Here is a 21,588-nt window from a genome sequence, read left to right as displayed (position 1 = left end):
GGCTTCGTCACCGCGGCGTCGTCCGGACGTGGAATCATGGCGTCGACAGCCCAACCGGTGGGCGGTTGCCCTGGGTTGGCGGGGGCGGCGATGGCTCGGGACCTTGAGGCCGCGGCCTTCAGGGGGAGGAACGATGGCGGACAGTTTCGGACCGATGCGGGACGACGACGGCCCCCCTGGCGTCGTCGGCGTGGGCCCGGAGGAGGGCGCCGCGCGCACGGAGCCGATCAGGGTCCTGGTCGTGGACGACCACGCGCTGTTCCGCCGCGGTCTGGAGATCGTGCTCCAGGCCGAGGAGGACATCCAGGTCGTCGGCGAGGCCGGGGACGGCGCCGAGGCCGTGGAGAAGGCCGCCGACCTGCTGCCGGACATCGTGCTGATGGATGTGCGGATGCCTCGGAGGGGCGGGATCGAGGCGTGCACCTCGATCAAGGAGGTCGCCCCCAGCGCCAAGATCATCATGCTGACCATAAGCGACGAGGAAGCCGACCTCTACGAGGCCATCAAGGCGGGCGCGACCGGCTATCTCCTCAAGGAGATCTCCACCGACGAGGTGGCCACCGCCATCCGCGCGGTCGCCGACGGGCAGTCGCAGATCAGCCCCTCCATGGCGTCGAAGCTGCTCACCGAGTTCAAGTCGATGATCCAGCGCACCGACGAGCGTCGCCTGGTGCCCGCGCCGCGGCTCACCGACCGGGAGCTGGAGGTGCTGAAGCTGGTCGCCACCGGGATGAACAACCGGGACATCGCCAAGGAGCTGTTCATCTCCGAGAACACCGTGAAGAACCACGTGCGCAACATCCTGGAGAAGCTCCAGCTGCACTCCCGGATGGAGGCCGTGGTCTACGCGATGCGGGAGAAGATCCTCGAGATCCGCTGATCACGTCAGCAGGCGGGCGAGCTCCTTCGTGAGCGGCCCGTGCAGTTCCGCCGCGTCGATCCGCTCCACCCGCACGTCCGTGCAGCCCACCCAGCCCGCCGCCTCGACCAGCGCCTGGGCCACCGCCGGCACCGCCCTCGGGCCGTCCAACGTGACCTGCCTGGCCACCAGGGTGCGCCCCTCGCGCGCCGGGTCGACCCGGCCGATCAGCCGCCCGCCGGCCAGGACCGGCATCGCGAAGTAGCCGTGCACCCGCTTCGGCCTGGGCACGTAGGCCTCCAGGCGGTGGGTGAAGCCGAAGATCCGCTCGGTGCGCGCCCGCTCCCAGACCAAGGAGTCGAAGGGGGACAGCAGCGTCGTGCGGTGCCGGCCGCGCGGTGGCGTCGCCAGGGCCGCCGGGTCCGCCCAGGCGGGACGCGCCCAGCCCGCCACGCTCACCGGCACCAGACCCGAGTCGGCGATCACCGCGTCGACCTGCTCGGCCTTGAGCCGGTGGTAGTCGGCGATGTCCGCGCGGGTGCCCACGCCGAGGGCCTCGCCGGCCAGCCGGACCAGGCGGCGCAGGCACTCGCGGTCGTCCAGGTCGTCGTGGAGCAGCTCGGCCGGGATCGCGCGCTCGGCGAGGTCGTACACCCGCTTCCAGCCGCGGCGCTCCACGCAGACCACCTCGCCGTACATCAGCGCCCGCTCGACGGCGACCTTGGTGCCCGACCAGTCCCACCACTCGCTGGTCCGCTTCGCGCCGCCCAGGTCGGTGGCGGTGAGCGGGCCCTCGGCGCGCAGCTGCGCGATCACCTGCTCGTAGGCACCCTCGGGCAGGTGGTGGCCCCAGTGCGGGCGGGCGCGGTAGGTGCGGCGGCGGAAGGCGAAGTGCGGCCACTCCTCGACGGGCAGGATGCACGCGGCGTGCGACCAGTACTCGAAGGCGCGGGGCGGCGCGCCGGCCGGCTTCCAGTAGGCGGCCTCGACGGCCGCGCGGCCCACCGCGCCGAGGCGGGCGTAGGGGATCAGCTCGTGGGAGCGGGCGAGGACGGAGATGGTGTCGAGCTGCACCGCGCCCAGGTGCCGCAGCACCCCGCGGACGCCGGCGCGGCGGTCCGGGGCGCCGAGGAAGCCCTGTGCGCGGAGGGCGAGGCGGCGGGCCTCGTCGGCGGAGAGTTCCGTGGCGGGCGGCGGGAGCGTCGTCATACGTCCGCACGATAGGCGGTGGGTGTGACAGCGGGGGAGCCGTCGGGCGCGGGGGCCGGGAGGTAGGGGGCCGCCGACGGCAGCGACAGGTCGGACGGGAGCAGGGAGCCGATCCAGACGTCCCGGCGTACGCCGTTGTTGTCGAGGCCGGCACGCAGGGTGCCCTCCATGACGAAGCCGAGGCGTTCGGCCACCGCGCGGGAGGCGTGGTTGCCGACCTCGGCGCGCCACTCCAGGCGGTCGACGCCCCGCTCGGTGAGCACCCAGCGGGCCAGGGCGGCGCACGCCTCGGTGACGTAACCGCGGCCGCGGTGCTCCTTGGCGCACCAGTAGCCCAGCTCGCCGACGCCGGGGGCGTGCATCGTGACGCCCGTCATGGCGGCCAGCTCCCCGGAGGGCAGGAAGGCGCCGAGCGTGAACATGGAGTCGCCCGCCCAGCCGGCCGGGACCAGCAGCCCGGTGAAGCCGCTCGCGTGCTCGGGGCGGTAGGGCGAGGGGACCGTGGTCCAGCGCTGGATGTCGGGGTCCTGGCAGGCGGCGTACACGGTGTCCGTGTCCGCCGGACCGGGGGCGCGCAGGACGAGGCGTTCGGTGGTCAGCGTCAACGGTTCCATCGGCCGATTCTGCTGGGCGGGCCGCCCGGGACGCCATCGCGTTTTCGCCGGGTGAACGGGCGGGCACGTTTCGTACGAATGTCGGCGGCATGCGGCACCATCGGCGGGCCCCGGACGTTGGACGGGGTGACGGCGGACCGCCGCCGCAGGGCCTCCCGGGGCGGCGGGGTCCTCGCATACGATGGCCGTTGCTCAGTGAGTCAAGGAAACCGACCGTCCCAGGCCCGACCGGCAAGGAGACCAACCCCCGTGTCCGTCCTCTCGAAGATCATGCGTGCAGGCGAAGGCAAGATCCTGCGCAAGCTGCACCGCATCGCGGACCAGGTCAACTCCATCGAAGAGGACTTCACCGACCTCTCCGACGCCGAGCTGCGGGCCCTCACCGATGAGTACCGGCAGCGCTACGCCGACGGCGAGAGCCTGGACGACCTGCTGCCGGAGGCCTTCGCCACCGTCCGCGAGGCCGCCAAGCGCGTCCTGGGCCAGCGCCACTACGACGTGCAGCTGATGGGCGGCGCCGCCCTGCACCTCGGCTATGTCGCCGAGATGAAGACCGGCGAGGGCAAGACCCTGGTCGGCACCCTGCCCGCGTATCTGAACGCGCTGTCGGGCGACGGCGTGCACATCGTCACGGTCAACGACTACCTGGCCGAGCGCGACTCCGAGATGATGGGTCGCGTCCACAAGTTCCTGGGCCTGAACGTCGGCTGCATCCTCGCCAACATGACCCCGGCCCAGCGCCGCGAGATGTACGGCTGCGACATCACCTACGGCACGAACAACGAGTTCGGCTTCGACTACCTGCGCGACAACATGGCCTGGTCGAAGGACGAGCTGGTCCAGCGCGGCCACAACTTCGCCATCGTGGACGAGGTCGACTCCATCCTGGTGGACGAGGCCCGTACGCCGCTGATCATCTCCGGCCCCGCCGACCAGGCCACCAAGTGGTACGGCGACTTCGCCAAGCTGGTCACCCGCCTCAAGCGCGGCGAGGCGGGCAACCCCCTCAAGGGCCTGGAGGAGACCGGCGACTACGACGTGGACGAGAAGAAGCGCACCGTCGCCATCCACGAGTCGGGCGTCGCCAAGGTCGAGGACTGGCTGGGCATCGACAACCTCTACGAGTCGGTGAACACCCCGCTCGTCGGCTATCTGAACAACGCCATCAAGGCGAAGGAACTCTTCAAGAAGGACAAGGACTACGTCGTCCTCGACGGCGAGGTCATGATCGTCGACGAGCACACCGGCCGCATCCTCGCCGGCCGCCGCTACAACGAGGGCATGCACCAGGCGATCGAGGCGAAGGAAGGGGTGGACATCAAGGACGAGAACCAGACGCTCGCCACGATCACCCTCCAGAACTTCTTCCGCCTCTACGGCAAGCTCTCCGGCATGACCGGTACGGCGATGACCGAGGCCGCCGAGTTCCACCAGATCTACAAGCTCGGCGTCGTCCCGATCCCGACCAACAAGCCGATGGTCCGCCTGGACCAGTCGGACCTGATCTACCGCACCGAGGTCGCCAAGTTCGAGGCGGTCGTCGACGACATCGCCGAGAAGCACGAGAAGGGCCAGCCGATCCTGGTCGGCACCACCTCGGTCGAGAAGTCCGAGTACCTCTCGCAGCAGCTCAGCAAGCGCGGCGTGCAGCACGAGGTGCTCAACGCCAAGCAGCACGACCGGGAGGCGATCATCGTCGCCCAGGCCGGCCGCAAGGGCTCGGTCACCGTCGCCACGAACATGGCCGGCCGCGGTACCGACATCAAGCTCGGCGGCAACCCCGAGGATCTCGCCGAGGCGGAGCTGCGCCAGCGCGGCCTCGACCCCGAGGAGCACATCGAGGAGTGGGCCGCGGCGCTGCCCACCGCCCTGGAGCGGGCCGAGCAGGCGGTCAAGGCCGAGAAGGACGAGGTCGAGAAGCTCGGCGGCCTGTATGTGCTCGGCACCGAGCGGCACGAGTCGCGGCGCATCGACAACCAGCTGCGCGGTCGTTCCGGCCGTCAGGGCGACCCCGGCGAGTCCCGGTTCTACCTCTCCCTGGGCGACGACCTGATGCGGCTGTTCAAGGCGCAGATGGTCGAGCGCGTGATGTCGATGGCCAACGTGCCGGACGACGTGCCGATCGAGAACAAGATGGTCACCCGCGCGATCGCCTCCGCGCAGTCGCAGGTCGAGACGCAGAACTTCGAGACCCGCAAGAACGTCCTGAAGTACGACGAGGTCCTCAACCGCCAGCGCGAGGTCATCTACGGCGAGCGGCGCCGCGTCCTGGAGGGCGAGGACCTCCAGGAGCAGATCCAGCACTTCATGAACGACACGATCGACGCCTATGTCCAGGCCGAGACCGCCGAGGGCTTCCCCGAGGACTGGGACCTGGACCGGCTGTGGGGCGCCTTCAAGCAGCTCTACCCGGTGAAGATCACCGTGGAGGAGCTGGAGGAGGCGGCCGGCGACCGGGCCGGGCTGACCGCGGAGTTCATCGGCGAGTCCATCAAGGACGACGTCCTGGAGCAGTACGAGGCGCGCGAGGCGCAGCTCGGCTCCGAGATCATGCGGGAGCTGGAGCGGCGGGTCGTGCTGTCGGTCCTGGACCGCAAGTGGCGCGAGCACCTCTACGAGATGGACTACCTCCAGGAGGGCATCGGCCTGCGCGCGATGGCCCAGAAGGACCCGCTGGTGGAGTACCAGCGCGAGGGCTTCGACATGTTCACCGCCATGATGGAGGGCATCAAGGAGGAGTCCGTCGGCTATCTGTTCAACCTGGAGGTCCAGGTCGAGCAGCAGGTCGAGGAGGTTCCCGTCGCGGACACCGTGCCGGCGCCGGCCGAGGGCGCGGACGCGGTGCCCGTGCAGGCGGGGGCGCGTCCCGAGATCCGCGCCAAGGGCTTGGACGCCCCGCAGCGCCGGGAGCTGCACTTCTCCGCGCCGACGGTGGACGGCGAGGGCGGCGTGGTCGAGGGCGACTTCGCCGCGGACGACGAGGGCGGGCCCGCCGAGGGCGACGGCCTCACCCGCGCGGAGCGCCGCAAGGCCGCGAAGGGTGGCGGGCGGCGCCGCAAGAAGTGACCTGAGGGTCGTACGAGGGGCCGGCCGCCGACGAGGCGACCGGCCCTTCGGCCTGTCCGGGGGCGCCGAACGCGCGCTCCGGGGCCGGTCAGCCGTCCCTGCGCGGGCCCTGCCGGGGGCGTGTGGCGTCGTGCCGGGGCGTGTCAGCCCTCCCCGCGCCGGCCGCCCAGCTCGACCGCTGTGCAGCGCCAGCGCAGATCGTTGCCCCGCTCCAGGCGGAACGCCATCGCCCGCACCTGCTCCCCGGCGGCGATCCGGGCGAACACCTCCAGGGCGCCGGGCCGGGCCTCGTACCACCCGAGGTCCCGCACCACCGGCAGCACGCCGCGGGTGCGCAGCGGACCCCGCTCGGCGAGCACCGCCAGATCGTCGTAGGCCTGTCCCCGCGTGTGCCGCAGCATCGAGTGCACGGGCCGGCGCCCGCTGAGCACGGCGAGCAGCAGCTCGGCGAAGTGGTCGGTGGGGCGGGGCGGGGGCACCGGGCGGCGCAGGGTGCGGTCGGGGGCGGGGGCCGGGGCGCTCGTGCGCGGGCCTGAGCCGACGGTCGGCGGGCGGGTGTCCGCAGGCCGGGTGCGGGACCGCGCCGACCTGCCCGGGGAGCCGGGCGGACGGCCGCCGGAGGGCGCGGTGCGCACGCCGGTGCCGCCTGGCCTGCGGGGCGGGAGGCCGACTCGGTCCTGCGGTGTGGGGGCGTCCGAGGGGCTCGGCACCGCGCGGAGCTGGGCTCTCGTCATGACCTTGCGCATGTGGATTTCCCCGTTTCCGGTGGCCGACTGGTACCAGTCGGTAACTTTTTGTGGTCGGGGATCTTGTACGGGGTGGGGGCGGGGTGGGGCAAGGCGTGGGGGAGCGGTGGCGTGGGGGCGGGGGATTTCACTTATCCGGGTGATTCTGGGGGTCCATGGCCGGTGTTCAGGCGGGTGGGGAGGGTGAATTTCTGGCGTGGAGTGGACGGGTTCGGGGCTGTGGGGGGCAGCTCGATAGGGGACGGGCGCGCGTATTCTGGGGGTCCGTTCGGATCATGTCCCGAGAACGAAAGCAGCTCAATATGCGCGTCTACGTCCCCTTGACCCTCCCCGGCCTCGCCGAGGCCCACCGGACGGGCGAGCTGGGGACCGGTGCCGCCTACGCCGTCACGCCCGCGCTGCGCGACTGGTACGGCTCGGAGGACGTCGAGGAGCTGGAGTACGCCGCGCTGAACGCGGCCGGGACGGCCTCGCTGCGGCTGCTGGCCGGTGACGACGGGGCGGCCCGGCGGCGGGTGGTCGTCGCGGTGGACGTGGCCGACGGGGCGGTCACCGCGGTACCGGACGCCGACGAACCCGGTGAGGTGAGCGTCGCCGGGCCCGTGCGGCTGGCCAAGGCGGCGGCCGTGCACCTCGACTCCGCCGACGCGGAGGCCGCCGTCGCCGCCGGTGACGCGGACGCGCTGGAGGACCACGACCTGCTCTGGTACGCCACGCAGGAGATCCCGAACCTGCTGGCGGACGGTCACTGACCGGTCGTTCATCCACAGGCCGCCGTCACTGTCAGTGGCGGCGGGTACGGTTTTGGGCATGGGGACGAACACGGGCACACACATCGTCTGGGACTGGAACGGCACGCTGTTCCACGACAACGACGCGATCATCGGCGCGACCAACGCGGCCTTCGCCGAGCTGGGCCTGGCGCCGATCACGCTGGAGCAGTACCGCTCGCTGTACTGCGTGCCGGTGCCGAAGTTCTACGAGCGGCTGATGGGCCGGCTGCCCACCGGCGCCGAGTGGGAGCTGATGGACGCCGTCTTCCACCGGTACTACACCGAGCACCGGGTGCGCTGCACGCTCGCCGAGGGCGCGGCCGAGCTGCTCGCCGGCTGGCGGGCGGCCGGGCGCAGCCAGTCCATCCTCAGCATGTACGGGCACGAGGACCTGCTGCCCCTGGTGCGCGGCCTCGGCATCGAGACGCACTTCATACGCGTCGACGGCCGCACCGGCCCCTCCGGCGGCAGCAAGGCCGAGCACATGGTCCGCCACCTCGCCGCCCTCGCGGACACCGTCGAGCCCGCCCGCACTGTCGTCATAGGCGACGCCGCCGACGACGCGGTGGCCGCGCTGCACGTGGGGGCGCGGGCGGTGCTGTACACCGGGGGCTCGCACAGCCGGGCCAGCCTGGAGGGGGCCGGCGTGCCGGTGGTGGACACCCTGCGGGAGGCCGTCGCGGAGGCCGAGCGCCTCGCCGCGTGACGCGAGTCGTGACGCGAGTGACACGCGGGGCGTGAAGGGACCGTACGCCGTCCGGAGCTGTGCAGAACGTCAAAGTTCCACCCCCGGTTTTGTACACATACGGCTCATGACGGGGGCCCCGCACGGGGCGATAGCCTTGTGGCGTGATCAGCGCGATAGCTCGCGGGGGCATCGGCGCCCCCGCTCCGCGCCCGGCGCCCACGGACGACATCCGCGGCCGGGCGCAGGTCGCTGGTCTTCGCGGGCGGGACGGGGCGTCGAAGGCCCCCGGCATCACGCCGCACCCTTCCCCGGCGGTGGCGGCGAGAGCCATGTCACACCCGGCGGGCGCGGTGACATCGGCCGATATGCCCCCGCTCCTCCCGCCTTGCGGCATAGCGTCGGACCAGACCGGAAACCCCGCGTCTCGGCGTCACGTCGGAGGGCAGGAGACCGTACTTCCTTCTACGTCACGCAACGGCGCGCGACAGGAGCCAGAGGACAATGCAGACCAAGCTGGACGAAGCCAAGGCCGAGCTGCTCGAGAGGGCCGCCCGGGTAGCTGAGAACAGCCCGGTCGGGGGGCACCTACCGACTGGGACGACGGACGAGGGCACGCCGGACACCCCGGGCCCCTCGGGAACCCCCGACCAGGCATCCGTGTTCGCGTTCCTCCAGCGCTACTACCGGCACACGGCCCCCGAGGACCTCGCCGACCGCGACCCGGTCGACGTCTTCGGCGCCGCCGTCTCCCACTACCGGCTGGCCGAGAACCGCCCGCAGGGCACCGCCAACGTCCGGGTGCACACCCCGACGGTGGAGGAGAACGGCTGGACGTGCAGCCACTCCGTGGTCGAGGTGGTCACGGACGACATGCCCTTCCTCGTCGACTCCGTCACCAACGAGCTGACCCGGCAGGGCCGCGGCATCCACGTCGTCGTCCACCCGCAGTTCGTGGTCCGGCGCGACGTCGCCGGGCGGCTCATCGAAATGCTCCCCAAGAGCGCCGCCGGCGAGCTGCCGCACGACGCGCACGTCGAGTCCTGGATCCACGTCGAGATCGACCGCGAGACCGACCGCGGCGACCTCAAGCAGATCACCGCCGATCTGCTGCGCGTCCTCAACGACGTCCGGGAGACCGTCGAGGACTGGAGCAAGATGCGGGACACCGCCGCCCGCCTCGCCGACGACCTGCCGGGCGAGCCCACCCCCGGCGACCTGCCCGCCGGAGAGGTCGAGGAGGCCCGCGAACTGCTGCGCTGGCTGTCCGACGACCACTTCACCTTCCTCGGCTACCGCGAGTACCAGCTGCGCGAGGACGACTCCCTCGGCGCCGTCGCCGGCACCGGCCTCGGCATCCTGCGCTCCGACCCGCACCACGAGACCGACGAGGCCCACCCGGTCAGCCCCTCCTTCGAGCGGCTGCCGGCCGACGCCCGCGCCAAGGCCCGCGAGCACCGCCTGCTGGTGCTGACCAAGGCCAACAGCCGGGCCACCGTGCACCGGCCGTCGTACCTCGACTACGTCGGCGTCAAGAGGTTCGACGCGGACGGCAACGTGGTCGGCGAGCGCCGCTTCCTCGGCCTGTTCTCCTCCGCCGCCTACACCGAGTCCGTGCGCCGGGTGCCGGTCATCCGCCGCAAGGTGGCCGAGGTGCTCGACCGGGCCGGCTTCTCCGCCAGCAGCCACGACGGGCGCGACCTGCTCCAGATCCTGGAGACCTACCCGCGCGACGAGCTGTTCCAGACCCCGGCCGACGAGCTCCAGTCCATCGCCACCTCCGTCCTCTACCTCCAGGAGCGGCGCCGGCTGCGCCTCTACCTGCGCCAGGACGAGTACGGGCGCTACTACTCGGCCCTCGTCTACCTCCCCCGGGACCGCTACACCACCGGCGTCCGGCTGCGGATCATCGACATCCTGAAGGAGGAGCTGGGCGGCACCAGCGTCGACTTCACCGCCTGGAACACCGAGTCGATCCTGTCCCGGCTGCACTTCGTGGTCCGCGTCCCGCAGGGCACCGAGCTGCCGGAGCTGTCCGACGCCGACAAGGAGCGCATCGAGGCCCGCCTGGTGGAGGCCGCCCGCTCCTGGGCCGACGGCTTCGCCGAGGCGCTCAACGCCGAGATGGGCGAGGAGCGCGCCGCCGAGCTGCTGCGCCACTACGCGGGCGCCTTCCCCGAGGGCTACAAGGCCGACCACGGCCCGCGCTCCGCGGTCGCCGACCTCGGCCACCTGGAGCGGCTCGACGCGCACAACACCTTCGCGCTCAGCCTGTACGAACCGGTGGGTGCCGCGCCCGGCGAGCGCCGGTTCAAGATCTACCAGAAGGGAGGCTCGGTCTCCCTGTCGGCCGTGCTGCCGGTGCTCAGCCGGCTCGGCGTCGAGGTCACCGACGAGCGCCCCTACGAACTGCGCTGCGCCGACCGCACCACCGCCTGGATCTACGACTTCGGGCTGCGCGTGCCGAAGCTCACCGCCGGCGGCGAGCACCTCGGCGACGACGCCCGCGAGCGCTTCCAGGATGCCTTCGCCGCGGCCTGGAACGACAAGGCGGAGAACGACGGCTTCAACGCCCTCGTGCTCGGCGCCGGGCTGACCTGGCGGCAGGCGATGGTGCTGCGCGCCTACGCCAAGTACCTGCGGCAGGCCGGCTCCACCTTCAGCCAGGACTACATGGAGGACACCCTCCGCAACAACGTCCACACCACCCGCCTGCTGGTCTCCCTCTTCGAGGCCCGGATGGCCCCGGCCCGCCAGCGCGCCGGGCACGAGATCGTGGACGCCCTGCTCGAAGAGGTCGACGCGGCGCTCGACCAGGTGGCGAGCCTGGACGAGGACCGCATCCTGCGCTCCTTCCTCACCGTCATCAAGGCGACGCTGCGCACCAACTTCTTCCAGACGGCGGAGAGCGGCGAGCCGCACGACTACGTGTCGATGAAGTTCGACCCGCAGGCCATCCCCGACCTGCCCGCCCCCCGCCCGGCCTACGAGATCTGGGTGTACTCGCCGCGCGTCGAGGGCGTGCACCTGCGCTTCGGCAAGGTCGCGCGCGGCGGCCTGCGCTGGTCGGACCGGCGGGAGGACTTCCGCACCGAGATCCTCGGCCTGGTCAAGGCGCAGATGGTGAAGAACACCGTCATCGTGCCGGTCGGCGCCAAGGGCGGCTTCGTCGCCAAGCAGCTGCCCGACCCGGCCGCCGACCGCGAGGCGTGGCTCGCCGAGGGCATCGCCAGCTACCGCACCTTCATCTCGGCGCTGCTCGACATCACCGACAACATGGTCGGCGGCGAGGTCGTCCCGCCCACCGACGTCGTCCGGCACGACGGGGACGACACCTACCTCGTCGTCGCCGCCGACAAGGGCACCGCGACCTTCTCCGACATCGCCAACGAGGTCGCCGAGTCCTACAACCTCTGGCTCGGCGACGCCTTCGCCTCCGGCGGCTCGGCGGGCTACGACCACAAGGGCATGGGCATCACCGCCCGCGGCGCCTGGGAGTCCGTCAAGCGGCACTTCCGTGAGCTGGGCGTGGACACGCAGAACGAGGACTTCACGGTCGTCGGCATCGGCGACATGTCCGGCGACGTGTTCGGCAACGGCATGCTGCTCAGCGAGCACATCCGCCTGGTCGCCGCCTTCGACCACCGGCACATCTTCCTCGACCCGACCCCGGACGCGGCCACCTCCTACGCCGAGCGCCGCCGCCTGTTCGAGCTGCCCCGCTCCTCCTGGGAGGAGTACGACACCTCCCTGCTGTCGGCCGGCGGCGGGATCTTCCCGCGCACCGCGAAGTCGATCCCGGTCAACGCGCACGTCCGCGAGGCCCTCGGTATCGAGGCCGGCGTCACCAAGATGACCCCGGCCGACCTGATGAAGGCGATCCTCCAGTCGCCGGTCGACCTGCTGTGGAACGGCGGCATCGGCACGTACGTGAAGGCCGCCGCCGAGTCCAACGGGGACGTCGGCGACAAGGCCAACGACGCCATCCGCGTCGACGGCGCCGACCTCAGGGTCAAGGTGGTCGGCGAGGGCGGCAACCTGGGCCTGACCCAGCTCGGCCGGATCGAGTTCGCCACGCGGGGCGGGCGGGTCAACACCGACGCGATCGACAACAGCGCCGGCGTGGACACCTCCGACCACGAGGTGAACATCAAGATCCTGCTCAACGGCCTGGTCAAGGAGGGCGACATGACCGTCAAGCAGCGCAACAAGCTGCTGGCGGAGATGACCGACGAGGTCGGCGCGCTGGTGCTGCGCAACAACTACGCGCAGAACACCGCGCTGGCCAACGCGCTCGCCCAGTCCAAGGACATGCTCAACGCCCAGCAGCGCTTCATGCGCCACCTGGTGCGCGAGGGCCACCTCAACCGGGCCCTGGAGTTCCTGCCCACCGACCGCCAGATCCGCGAGCGCCTCGGCGCGGGCCAGGGCCTGACCGGCCCGGAGACGGCCGTGCTCCTGGCGTACACGAAGATCACGGTCGCCGAGGAGCTGCTGCACACCTCGCTGCCCGACGACCCCTACCTGCGCGGGCTGCTGCACGCCTACTTCCCCACCCAGCTGCGCGAGCAGTTCGCCGAGCAGATCGACACCCACCCGCTGCGCCGCGAGATCACCACGACGGTGCTGGTCAACGACACGGTCAACACCGGCGGTACGACCTACCTGCACCGGATGCGGGAGGAGACCGGCGCCTCCCTCGAAGAGGTCGTGCGGGCGCAGACCGCGGCGCGGGCGATCTTCCGCTCGGCCCCGGTGTGGGACGCGGTGGAGGCCCTGGACAACCGGGCCGAGGCCGCGGTGCAGACCCGCATCCGGCTGCACTCGCGCCGGCTGGTCGAGCGCGGCACCCGCTGGCTGCTCAACAACCGGCCGCAGCCGCTGCAGCTCGCCGAGACGGTGGAGTTCTTCGCCGAGCGGGTCGGGCAGGTCTGGGCCGAGCTGCCCAAGCTGCTGCGCGGCGCGGATGCGGAGTGGTACCAGCGGATCTACGACGAGCTGACCGCCGCCGGCGTGCCGGACGAGACGGCCACCCGGGTCGCCGGGTTCTCCTCGGCCTTCCCGACGCTGGACATCGTCTCGGTGGCCGACCGCATGGGCAAGGAGCCGCTGGAGGTCGCCGAGGTGTACTACGACCTCGCCGACCGGCTGCGGATCACCCAGCTGATGGACCGGATCAGCGACCTGCCCCGCGCCGACCGCTGGCAGTCCATGGCCCGCGCGGCGATCCGCGAGGACCTGTACGCGGCGCACGCGGCGCTTACCGCGGACGTGCTCGCGGCGGGCCACGGCACGTCGACGCCGGAGGAGCGGTTCACCGTGTGGGAGCAGAAGAACGCGGCGATCCTGAGCCGGGCGCGCACCACGCTGGAGGAGATCCAGTCCTCCGACGCCTTCGACCTGGCGAATCTGTCGGTGGCGATGCGGACGATGCGGACGCTGCTGCGTACGCACGCGTAGCCGCGTGCGCCGCGCTCACCTCCGGGTGTAGTGCGCGATGATCACTCCCTTGGGGGTGGTGACGCTGCCGGTCAGCTCGTACTCGGTCAGCGGGGCGGGGCCTTCGAACAGCCTCGTCCCGCTGCCGAGCGTCAGCGGGTGGATCAGCAGCGTGTAGTGGTCGATCAGGCCGGCGGCGTGCAGGCTCCGCACCAGCGCCGCGCTGCCGTTGATCGACAGGTCGTTGCCCGGCCGGGCCTTCAGTCCGGCCACCGTCTCGGTGGCGTCGCCCCGCAGCAGGGTCGAGTTCGGCCAGTCGGCGACGTCGTCGAGGGTGCGCGACACGACGTACTTGGTGGCCGCGTTCATGTGGGCGCTGAAGGGGTTGCCGTCGCTCGCGCGCCCCCACACCGCGAGGAAGTCCTGCCAGGTGCGGCGGCCGAACAGCAGGTCGCCGGGCGCGGCCATGCCCTTGGCCAGCTCGCGGCCCATGACGTCGTCGTTGTACCGGGGGCCCCAGCCGCCGTGCGGGAAGCCGCCGCGGGTGTCCTCGTCGGGGCGGCCCAGGCCCTGGACGACGCCGTCCAGGGTCATGAACATCCGGGCGGTGATCGAGCGCATGTCGTTCTCCCTTCCGCACTCATGGACCCGACGGGGTCGCGGAACTCATCGCTGCGCGGTCTTCTGGTGCGGCCTAAACGGACATTGCGGATAAAGTGACCGGGTGACTGGGCGCTTCTCGGGTGTGCGGGTCGTTTCCGGGGTGGGGGCGGGGCTGGTGCTCGTCCTGTTGCTCCTGGTGGTGGTGCGGCTGCCGTGGATCGGCGACCTCGGCATGCACGCGGCCACGCTGGAGCGGCTGCGGCACAGTCTCACGGACCCGGGGAATCCGCTGGTCGACGCGGATACGCCGAGTCCGTACTACTCGCCGTGGACGGTGCTGCTCGGGTGTCTCGCGCGGGTGTCGGGGTGGTCGGTGTTCGTCGTGCTGCGGGTCGGGGCGGTGGTGGCGCTCGGGGTGCTGGGGTCCGGGGTGTGGCGGTGGGTGCGGACGCTGAGCGGGCGGGCGGTGGCGGTGCCGCTGGTGTTTCTGTGCCTGGTGCTGCTGTGGGGGTGGGTGCCGTTCGACTGGAGCGGGTTGCTGGGGCTCGAGTCGTTGGCGCTGACGGTGGCGTATCCGAGTGTGCTCGCGTTGGGGCTGGCGTTTCATCTGTGGGCCTGGGTGGGGCGGGCGGTGCGTGGTCCGGTTGGGTGGGGGGCGGGGGTCGGTCTCGGGGTGCTGTGGGCCGTCGTTCTGCTGTGCCATCAGTTCTCGGGTGTTGTCGCCTCGTTGGGGGCGTTGGCCGTGGTGGTCGCCGGGCGGCCCGGGGGGAGGGTGCTGGCGCGGCTGGGGGTCGGGGTTCTGGTGGGGGTGGGGGTGCTGTGGGTGTGGCCGTACTACGACTTCTTCGCGTTGTTCGGGGCGGGGGGTGCGTTGGAGGCGGTGCATCGGCCGCTGTACGCGGGGCTGGGGGCGCGGTTGTGGCTGGTGGGGGTGGTGGGGGTGGTCGCCCTGGTCGTGCGGGGGCGGCGGGTCGGGTTCGGCCGGGATCCGCTGGTGGTGTTCTTCGTGCTGGGGGTGCTGGTGTTCGCGGCGGGCGGGGTGACGGGGCACTGGTCGTGGGGGCGGGTGCTGCCCGCCGTGGTGATTCCGGCGCAGGTCGCGGTGGGGGTGGAGGTGGCCGAGGCCGCGGCCGTCGGGCGGCGGGTGTGGGTGGCGGGGGTGGCGTTGGCGCTGGTGGTGGGGGCGTGGGCGCAGGTCGGGGCGGTGGGGTTCGTGGTGGGGCGGGGGGTGTTGCCGCGGTGGGTCGAGGCGAAGTACCGGGAGCCGTGGGAGGGGTATCACTGGATCACGCGGTGGGTGGGGTACGGGGATGTGGTGATGGCTCGGCGGGTGCCGTCGCGGGAGATTCCGGCGTATGGGGCGTACACGGTGGTGCCGGGGTATCCCGACTTCTTTCTCGCGGATGAGGGGGCTCGGGAGGGGGCGGTGCGGGCGTATTTCGCGCGGGGGGCTGGGGGTGGGGTGCGGAGGGGGATTCTGGAGGAGTACGGGGTGCGGTGGGTGGTGGATCGGGGGAGTGGGCTTCGGGGGGTTGCCGGGTTGCGGGAGGTGGGGCGGGGGCCTCGGGGAGAGGTGCTGTACGCGGTGGTGCGGTGAGGGGCCTCTGGTGGTGCCGGGGTCGGGTCCGGTGCCCGGGGATCGGCCGGGGGGGGGCGTCACGCAGCCCGGCGTAGCGGGTTGCCGCCTGCGCCCACCCGTGCCGCCCCAGCGGCACGACTGCCCGCAGGCTGGGCCGGCTGGGTGGCCGTGGTGCCGGTGGTGGGTGGGGTTACTTCAGGCGGATCAGGTTGGTGGCCAGGCGGGTTGCCCGGCGTACTCGGGGGGTCGCCAGGTGGTGGACGGCGGGGGCGATCAAGGTGGCCGTCGGGCCGACGGGGTGCCAGTGGAGTTGGAGGCGGCCCGGGTCGTGGCCCTCGGGTTCGGCGGTGACGGTGTGGTGGGGGGTCTGCATCGTCACCGGCGGGAAGGACAGCGGGGCCAGCAGGATCGCCGTGTGGGTCTGGGACTGGTGGGTCAGGCGCAGGACCGGGTGGCGGACGCCCTCGAAGCCCTGGAGGGGGAGGCGGGCGGCGGCCAGGTCGAGGCGGACGGTGCCCTCGTAGACGCCGGGGCGCACGGGGGAGAGGCGGAAGGGGACCGTCAGGCGTCGGCGGCCGGGGGTGAGGACGAGGGTGGCGCGCTGCGGGCCCACGGGGAGGCGCAGGGCGGGGTCGTACGTGCGGATCGTCAGGTCCAGGGCGGCGGCCGAGCGGACCGGGGTGATGTCCGTGATCTCGTGGCGCAGCAGGGCGCTGAAGAACGGCCGGGTGTCCGGCTCCAGGTCGCTCAGGTCCAGTTCGCGGCGGGCCGTCTCCGACAAGGGGATCCCGGCGCCCCAGTAGGTGCGGTCCGTCGCCGGGTCCGTGGTCAGACGGCGGGGGGCGACGGTGTGGCCGAGGCCCCGGGCGGCCTCGCGGACGTCGGCGGGGCGGCGGTCGCGCACCAGTTGCAGGACGATCCGCTCGGGGCGCGGCAGCCGGGCGAAGGCGCCGGGGGCGAGGGTGTCGAGGTAGGGGGCCATGATGTCGGCGAAGGCGGCGTGCCAGGCGTCGTCGCGGTAGGGGAGGTCGCCGGCGTACATGCGGAAGTCGTGCTTGAGGAACTTGAAGTCCTTGTCCTCGCGCAGCGACTCGTGCCCGCTCTCCGCCAGGAACGCGTCGATCAGCCGCTGCACGTGGACGCGGTCGCGGACGTTGGAGAGCTTGTGCCGCTGGTTGGAGATGGAGGCGGTGTCCCCGGCGGCGTACGGCTCGATGTACCAGCGGTAGACCGGCTCCGGCACGACGGCGAACGCCTTGGCGAGGCAGTACGCCTGCGCCGAGAAGAGCTGGTCCTCGTAGTGGATGCCCTCGGGGAAGCGCAGGCCGTGCCGGTCCAGGAAGGCGCGGGCGTACATCTTGCTGGTCGAGAGGTGCTCGAAGAGCAGCCGCGGGTCGGCCTCGATGCCGTCCACCGTGCGGGCCTCGCGCACCAGGTGCGGCATCCACAGCGAGCGCTTGCCGTTGTCGACGCGGACCCGCTGCACCTGGCCCATCGCGAAGTCGAGGTCGCGTTCGCGGTGGGCGGCGAGGAGCACCTCGACGGCGCGCTCGGGGAGTTCGTCGTCGCTGTCCAGGAACATCAGGTACGGGGCCCGCGCGATCTCCAGGGCCCGGTTGCGCGGGGCGCTGCACCCGCCGCTGTTCTCGTCCAGGCGCAGGTACACGATCCGGGGGTCCTCGGCGGCCAGCGCGCGGGCGACCTCGGAAGTCGCGTCCGTGGAGTGGTCGTCGCTGATGACGATCTCGATGTTCGCGTGGGTCTGGCGGCGGACCGACTCGACGGCGCGGGGGAGGCGTGCGGCGTCGTTGTAGACGATCACCGTGACGGTGACGTCGGGGGTCGGGTCGACGGTCATGCGATCGCCTCCGGGCTCGGCGCCGGTGTCCGTTCGGCGAGCGGCAGCACCGGCGGCAGCGCGCGCTCGTCCTCGCCCAGGAAGACCCGGCGCACGACGCGTTCGGCGGCGCGGCCGTCGTCGTACTCGCAGAAGCGGCGCCGGAAGGCGGCCCGCGCCTTCGCCGCGCGCTCGTCGCGCCAGGCGTCCGTGGTGAGCAGCTCGGTCAGCTCCTCCTGGGTGCGGGCGACCGGGCCGGGCGCCTCGGCCATCAGGTCGAAGTAGACGCCGCGGGTGGTGCGGTAGGTCTCCCAGTCGTCGGCGTGGACGACGATCGGGCGGTCCAGGTTGGCGTAGTCGAACATGATGGACGAGTAGTCGGTGACCAGCGCGTCGGCGGCCAGGCACAGGTCCTCGACGGGGTCGTACGAGGAGACGTCGATGATCCGGCCGGTGCGGCGCAGGCCGGCCAGCGGGGAGGCGGCGCCCTCGTAGAAGTAGTGGCCGCGCACCAGCAGGATCGTTTCCTCGCCGAGCCGGTCGGCGAGGGCGGCGAGGTCCAGGCGGGGGGTCCAGCCGGCCTCGTAGTCGCGGTGGGTGGGCGCGTAGAGGATCGCCCGGCGGCCCGGGGCGATGCCGAGGCGCTCGCGGACGGCGCGGACCTGCTCGGCGCCGGCCGTGTAGAAGACGTCGTTGCGCGGATAGCCGTGGTCCAGGGAGACGTACCCGGAGGGGTAGGCGCGCTGCCACATGCGGGTGGTGTGGCTGTTGGCCGAGACGCTGAAGTCCCAGCGGTCGACGCGCTCCAGGAGGGCCTGGAAGTTCAGGCCGCGGGCGGCGGCCGGGTAGGGCATCTGGTCCACGCCCATCTGCTTGAGCGGGGTGCCGTGATGGGTCTGGAGGTGGACGCTGCCGGGCCGTTTGACCACCGCGTCCGGGAAGTTGACGTTGTTGACCAGGTACTTCGCCCGGGCCAGCACCTCCCAGTAGCGGCGGGTGCCGGGGACGACATGGTCGGTGCCGGGCGGCAGCAGGGCCGCGTTGCGGTCGGTGACGACCCACACCGGGTGGATGTGCGGGGCGAGTTCGGCCAGCTTGGCGGCGACGGCGGCCGGGTTGCAGGCCACGCCGCGGGCCCAGTACGCGGAGAAGACGGCCAGGTGCGGGTCGAGCGGGGCGGCGAGCGCGCGGCGGTACTGGAGGGTGCGCAGCCGGGTCCCGGCGCGGCGGCGTCCGGTGCGGACCGCCTTCTTGACCGTGCGGCGGGCGCGGTTGGCGGCCTGGAGGGCGTGGTAGCGGCCGAAGGCGCCCTCTTCGAGCAGCGAGCGGCGTACGCCCTCCAGACCGGCCGGCGTCTTCAGGCCGCCCGGGCGGCGGCGTCGTACGGCGTCGGAGGCGCGGCGGAAGAACTCGCGGGCGACGTCGTCGGGCATGCCGGAGCGGGCGTAGGTGCGCAGGCAGTCGCGGACCATCAGGTCGTAGAGGGTCGAGTACACCGCGGGGCGAGCCTCTTCGCGGACGTCCTCGCGGCCCTCGGCGAGATCCAGGAGCCGCTCGTGGCGCTCGATCAGCGCGTACCACTGCTCCGGCGTCAGCGGCGGCAGGCTCTCCGGGCGCAGCCGGCGGTCCTCCAGGGCGGGCAGCGGCAGGCAGGCGACACGGTCGGCGAGCAGCAGGGCGGCGGTGGCGGCGAACGGCTCGTCGTCGGTGGTCAGGAGGCGTTCGTGGGCTCGCCAGAAGTCGGCCCGCACGGCCCGGTTGCCGAGCAGTGGGGTCAGGCGCAGCAGGCCGGCGGCGGCGTCGAGGGCGAGGTCGGCGCGGCCGGCGCGGGCGAGGCGGGGGCCGTCGGGGGAGGGCAGCGACGTGGTGCGCCAGGTGCTGCGGACGTGGTCGAGGAGGAGGACGTCCACCGTGTCGGGCAGGGACGCGGTGTGCTCGGCGACCCGGCGGACGGCGCCGGCGGGCAGGCCGTCCTTCGCGCGGACGAAGTGCAGCCACCGGCCCCGCGCACGCGCCGCCCCCGCCGCGCGGGCCGCCGAGTCGGCGGCGCCCTCCGGGAGGGGCAGCACGGTGAACGCCGGGGTGTGCCGCTCTGCCGTCTCGCGGGCCCAGTCCCCGACGGCGGCGACGATCACCTCGGTGCCGGTGAGGGGGTGGGCGTCCAGGGAGTCCAGGAGGGCGGCGAGGTGGCCCTGGACGTCGGGGCCGTGGACGACGACGCTCAGGGCCGGGGTCTGCGAATCGGGTTCGGGCATCGCGGGGACTCCTTCGCCTTCGTCGTTCCCGGCGGCTCCTCCTGTTCGGACATACTGGCACTGATCGGACAGGCGGGCCATGTGCGGCTGCGCCCGATGGGGGACGGGGCGTGGGCGTCAGGCGGCCTTGGGCTTGGGTTTGGCCGCCCGCTTGGCGGCCCCGCCGGTGCCGGTGAACTTCTCGTACTCCCGCAGCACCTCCTCCGTCGGCCCGTCCATGCGCAGCTCGCCGCGCTCCAGCCACAGCACCCGCTCGCAGGTGTCGCGGATGGAGGAGTTGCTGTGGCTGACCAGGAACACCGTGCCGGCGTGCGCCCGCAGCTCCCGGATCCGCTGCTCGGAGCGCTTCTGGAAGGACCGGTCGCCGGTGGCCAGCGCCTCGTCGACGAGCAGGACGTCGTGGTCCTTGGCGGCGGCGATGGAGAAGCGCAGCCGGGCCGCCATGCCGGAGGAGTACGTGCGCATCGGCAGCGAGATGAAGTCGCCCTTGTCGTTGATCCCCGAGAAATCCACGATCTCCTCGTACCGCTCCTTGATCTGCGCCCGGGACATGCCCATCGCGAGGCCGCCGAGGTAGACGTTGCGCTCGCCGGTCAGGTCGCTCATCAGGGCGGCGTTCACGCCGAGCAGGGAGGGCTGGCCGTCGGTGTGGATGCGGCCGTTCTCCACCGGGAGCAGGCCGGCGACCGCCTTGAGCAGCGTCGACTTGCCGGAGCCGTTGGTGCCGATCAGGCCGATGGCCTCGCCGCGGTACGCCACGAAGGAGACGTTCTTCACCGCGTGCACCTTGCGGACGCCGGCCGCCTTCTCGGCCCGGCCGCGGCGCAGGATGCGGTTGAGGGCGGCGGTGGCGGAGCCGCGTCCGGCGCCGGTGCCGTTGACCCGGTAGACGATGTCGACGCCGTCGGCGACGACGGTGGGGACGCGGGCCCCGTCACGGGTGTCGGGGGTATCGGGAGTGTCAGGGGTGTTGTCAGCCACGACCGTACGTCTCCTCGGCCTTCCAGAAGTAGATGAATCCGCCGATGCCGGCGACCAGCGCCCAGGCCACCGCGAGCGCCCACACGTGGGGCGGCAGCTGGTCGCCGTGGAAGCTGTCGATCAGGGCGAAGCGCACCAGGTCGATGTAGACGACGGCGGGGTTGCACTGGAGCACCGGCCCCACCCAGGACGGCACCCCGCTCGCGGAGTCGGTCATGTGGCTGATGCTGAACATCACGCCCGAGCCGTACATCCAGGTGCGCAGCACGAAGGGCATCAGCTGGGCGATGTCCGGGATCTTGGCGCCGACCCGGGCCATGGCCATGGACACGCCGGTGTTGAACACGAACTGCAGCGCCAGCGCCGGGATCACCAGCAGCCAGGAGGTGGCGGGCGGCACGCCGAAGCCGAGCAGGATGACGAGGAGGGCGCCCATCGAGAAGAGCAGCTGCTGGAGCTGCTGGAGCGAGAAGGAGACGGGCAGCGCGGCGCGCGGGAAGTGCAGGGCGCGGACCAGGCCGAGGTTGCCGGAGATGGCGCGGGTGCCGGCCATCAGGGAGTTCTGCGTGAAGGTCCAGATGAAGACGCCGGTCACCAGGAAGGGCACGAAGTCCGCGATGCCGCGCTGGGTGTGGAGCAGCACGCCGAAGATCAGGTAATAGACGGCCGCGTTCAGTAGGGGCGTCATCACCTGCCAGACCTGGCCGAGCTTGGCCTGGCTGTACTGGGCGGTGAGCTTGGCGGTGGCGAAGGCGCCGATGAAGTGCCGGCGGTCCCAGAGCTGCCGCACGTAGTCGGGGAGTGAGGGGCGGGCGCCGCTGACCGAGAGGCCGTGGCGGGCGGCGAGGGCCGCGAGGTCGGTCTCGTCGGCGGCGGCCGGGGCCGCGGACGCGGCGGGGGCCGGTGTCGGGGGCGGTGTGTCGAGGACCTGGCTCACATCCG

General features: G+C 72.2%; 13 protein-coding genes and 1 pseudogene. 6 read left to right on the top strand and 8 right to left on the bottom strand.

What is annotated here, in order from left to right; translation table 11 throughout:
* Window positions 1–133 precede the first annotated feature (133 nt).
* Complete coding sequence (locus tag ACGFZL_RS21240; protein ID WP_393693736.1) at window positions 134–880, top strand: response regulator; 747 nt, start codon at window positions 134–136, stop codon at window positions 878–880.
* Here ACGFZL_RS21240 and ACGFZL_RS21235 read toward each other — a convergent pair whose 3' ends face one another.
* A complete protein-coding gene (locus ACGFZL_RS21235; protein WP_393693734.1) occupies window positions 881–2,068 on the bottom strand; it encodes a winged helix-turn-helix domain-containing protein in 1,188 nt (395 codons plus the stop codon).
* Window positions 2,065–2,682, bottom strand: a complete 618-nt coding sequence (locus tag ACGFZL_RS21230; protein WP_355176331.1) for a GNAT family N-acetyltransferase — start codon at window positions 2,680–2,682, stop codon at window positions 2,065–2,067. The genes ACGFZL_RS21235 and ACGFZL_RS21230 overlap by 4 nt, the downstream gene beginning before the upstream one ends.
* A 249-nt stretch (window positions 2,683–2,931) precedes the next feature.
* Here ACGFZL_RS21230 and secA point away from each other — a divergent pair, with 249 nt between their 5' ends.
* Entirely contained in the window at window positions 2,932–5,748 is a 2,817-nt protein-coding gene (secA, locus tag ACGFZL_RS21225) for a preprotein translocase subunit SecA (protein WP_355176330.1), read from the top strand.
* Between the two features lie 143 nt (window positions 5,749–5,891).
* Here the strand turns inward: secA and ACGFZL_RS21220 are convergent, their stop codons facing one another.
* Entirely contained in the window at window positions 5,892–6,494 is a 603-nt protein-coding gene (locus ACGFZL_RS21220; protein ID WP_393693731.1) for an Rv3235 family protein, read from the bottom strand.
* 302 nt (window positions 6,495–6,796) lie between these two features.
* Here ACGFZL_RS21220 and ACGFZL_RS21215 point away from each other — a divergent pair, with 302 nt between their 5' ends.
* From ACGFZL_RS21215 to ACGFZL_RS21205, 3 genes are all read left to right on the top strand, one after another.
* A complete protein-coding gene (locus ACGFZL_RS21215; protein WP_393693766.1) occupies window positions 6,797–7,246 on the top strand; it encodes a DUF6912 family protein in 450 nt (149 codons plus the stop codon).
* A gap of 58 nt (window positions 7,247–7,304) precedes the next feature.
* Complete coding sequence (locus ACGFZL_RS21210; protein ID WP_393693729.1) at window positions 7,305–7,973, top strand: HAD family hydrolase; 669 nt, start codon at window positions 7,305–7,307, stop codon at window positions 7,971–7,973.
* A gap of 483 nt (window positions 7,974–8,456) precedes the next feature.
* Window positions 8,457–13,412, top strand: coding sequence for an NAD-glutamate dehydrogenase (locus ACGFZL_RS21205; protein ID WP_393693727.1), 4,956 nt, complete (start codon window positions 8,457–8,459; stop codon window positions 13,410–13,412).
* A gap of 15 nt (window positions 13,413–13,427) precedes the next feature.
* On the opposite strand, the gene ACGFZL_RS21200 is transcribed toward ACGFZL_RS21205, so the two are convergent.
* Window positions 13,428–14,012 (bottom strand): dihydrofolate reductase family protein, encoded by a 585-nt coding sequence (locus ACGFZL_RS21200; protein ID WP_393693725.1) that lies wholly within the window; start codon window positions 14,010–14,012, stop codon window positions 13,428–13,430.
* Between the two features lie 103 nt (window positions 14,013–14,115).
* Between ACGFZL_RS21200 and ACGFZL_RS21195 the strand changes: the two genes are divergently transcribed.
* Complete coding sequence (locus ACGFZL_RS21195; protein WP_393693723.1) at window positions 14,116–15,591, top strand: hypothetical protein; 1,476 nt, start codon at window positions 14,116–14,118, stop codon at window positions 15,589–15,591.
* A 172-nt stretch (window positions 15,592–15,763) separates the two neighbouring features.
* Here the strand turns inward: ACGFZL_RS21195 and ACGFZL_RS21190 are convergent, their stop codons facing one another.
* From ACGFZL_RS21190 to ACGFZL_RS21175, 4 genes and pseudogenes are all read right to left on the bottom strand, one after another.
* A complete protein-coding gene (locus tag ACGFZL_RS21190; RefSeq protein WP_393693721.1) occupies window positions 15,764–17,431 on the bottom strand; it encodes a glycosyltransferase family 2 protein in 1,668 nt (555 codons plus the stop codon).
* On the bottom strand, window positions 17,428–19,665 hold the full coding sequence (locus ACGFZL_RS21185) for a CDP-glycerol glycerophosphotransferase family protein (protein ID WP_393693719.1): 2,238 nt from the start codon (window positions 19,663–19,665) through the stop codon (window positions 17,428–17,430). The genes ACGFZL_RS21190 and ACGFZL_RS21185 overlap by 4 nt, the downstream gene beginning before the upstream one ends.
* Window positions 19,666–19,785: 120 nt before the next feature.
* Window positions 19,786–20,646, bottom strand: a pseudogene (locus tag ACGFZL_RS21180) (ABC transporter ATP-binding protein); the annotation flags it as partial.
* Complete coding sequence (locus ACGFZL_RS21175; protein ID WP_393693717.1) at window positions 20,639–21,583, bottom strand: ABC transporter permease; 945 nt, start codon at window positions 21,581–21,583, stop codon at window positions 20,639–20,641. The gene ACGFZL_RS21175 and the pseudogene ACGFZL_RS21180, both read right to left, overlap by 8 nt.
* Window positions 21,584–21,588 lie beyond the last annotated feature (5 nt).

Origin of the sequence: Streptomyces sp. NPDC048182 (assembly GCF_043202555.1) — a bacterium.
Taxonomy (GTDB): Bacteria; Actinomycetota; Actinomycetes; order Streptomycetales; family Streptomycetaceae; genus Streptomyces.
The sequence above is the reverse complement of the archived record's forward strand: the minus strand, read 5'-3'. Positions and strand labels throughout refer to the sequence as shown.

What these genes read in the sequence shown, in the direction of transcription:
- ACGFZL_RS21240 (WP_393693736.1), top strand. Translation starts at nt 134, where the DNA reads ATGGCGGACAGTTTCGGACCGATGCGGGACGACGACGGCCCCCCTGGC.
- ACGFZL_RS21235 (WP_393693734.1), bottom strand. Translation starts at nt 2,068, where the DNA reads ATGACGACGCTCCCGCCGCCCGCCACGGAACTCTCCGCCGACGAGGCC.
- ACGFZL_RS21215 (WP_393693766.1), top strand. Translation starts at nt 6,797, where the DNA reads ATGCGCGTCTACGTCCCCTTGACCCTCCCCGGCCTCGCCGAGGCCCAC.
- ACGFZL_RS21220 (WP_393693731.1), bottom strand. Translation starts at nt 6,494, where the DNA reads ATGCGCAAGGTCATGACGAGAGCCCAGCTCCGCGCGGTGCCGAGCCCC.
- ACGFZL_RS21205 (WP_393693727.1), top strand. Translation starts at nt 8,457, where the DNA reads ATGCAGACCAAGCTGGACGAAGCCAAGGCCGAGCTGCTCGAGAGGGCC.
- ACGFZL_RS21200 (WP_393693725.1), bottom strand. Translation starts at nt 14,012, where the DNA reads ATGCGCTCGATCACCGCCCGGATGTTCATGACCCTGGACGGCGTCGTC.
- ACGFZL_RS21230 (WP_355176331.1), bottom strand. Translation starts at nt 2,682, where the DNA reads ATGGAACCGTTGACGCTGACCACCGAACGCCTCGTCCTGCGCGCCCCC.
- ACGFZL_RS21190 (WP_393693721.1), bottom strand. Translation starts at nt 17,431, where the DNA reads ATGACCGTCGACCCGACCCCCGACGTCACCGTCACGGTGATCGTCTAC.
- ACGFZL_RS21185 (WP_393693719.1), bottom strand. Translation starts at nt 19,665, where the DNA reads ATGCCCGAACCCGATTCGCAGACCCCGGCCCTGAGCGTCGTCGTCCAC.
- ACGFZL_RS21210 (WP_393693729.1), top strand. Translation starts at nt 7,305, where the DNA reads ATGGGGACGAACACGGGCACACACATCGTCTGGGACTGGAACGGCACG.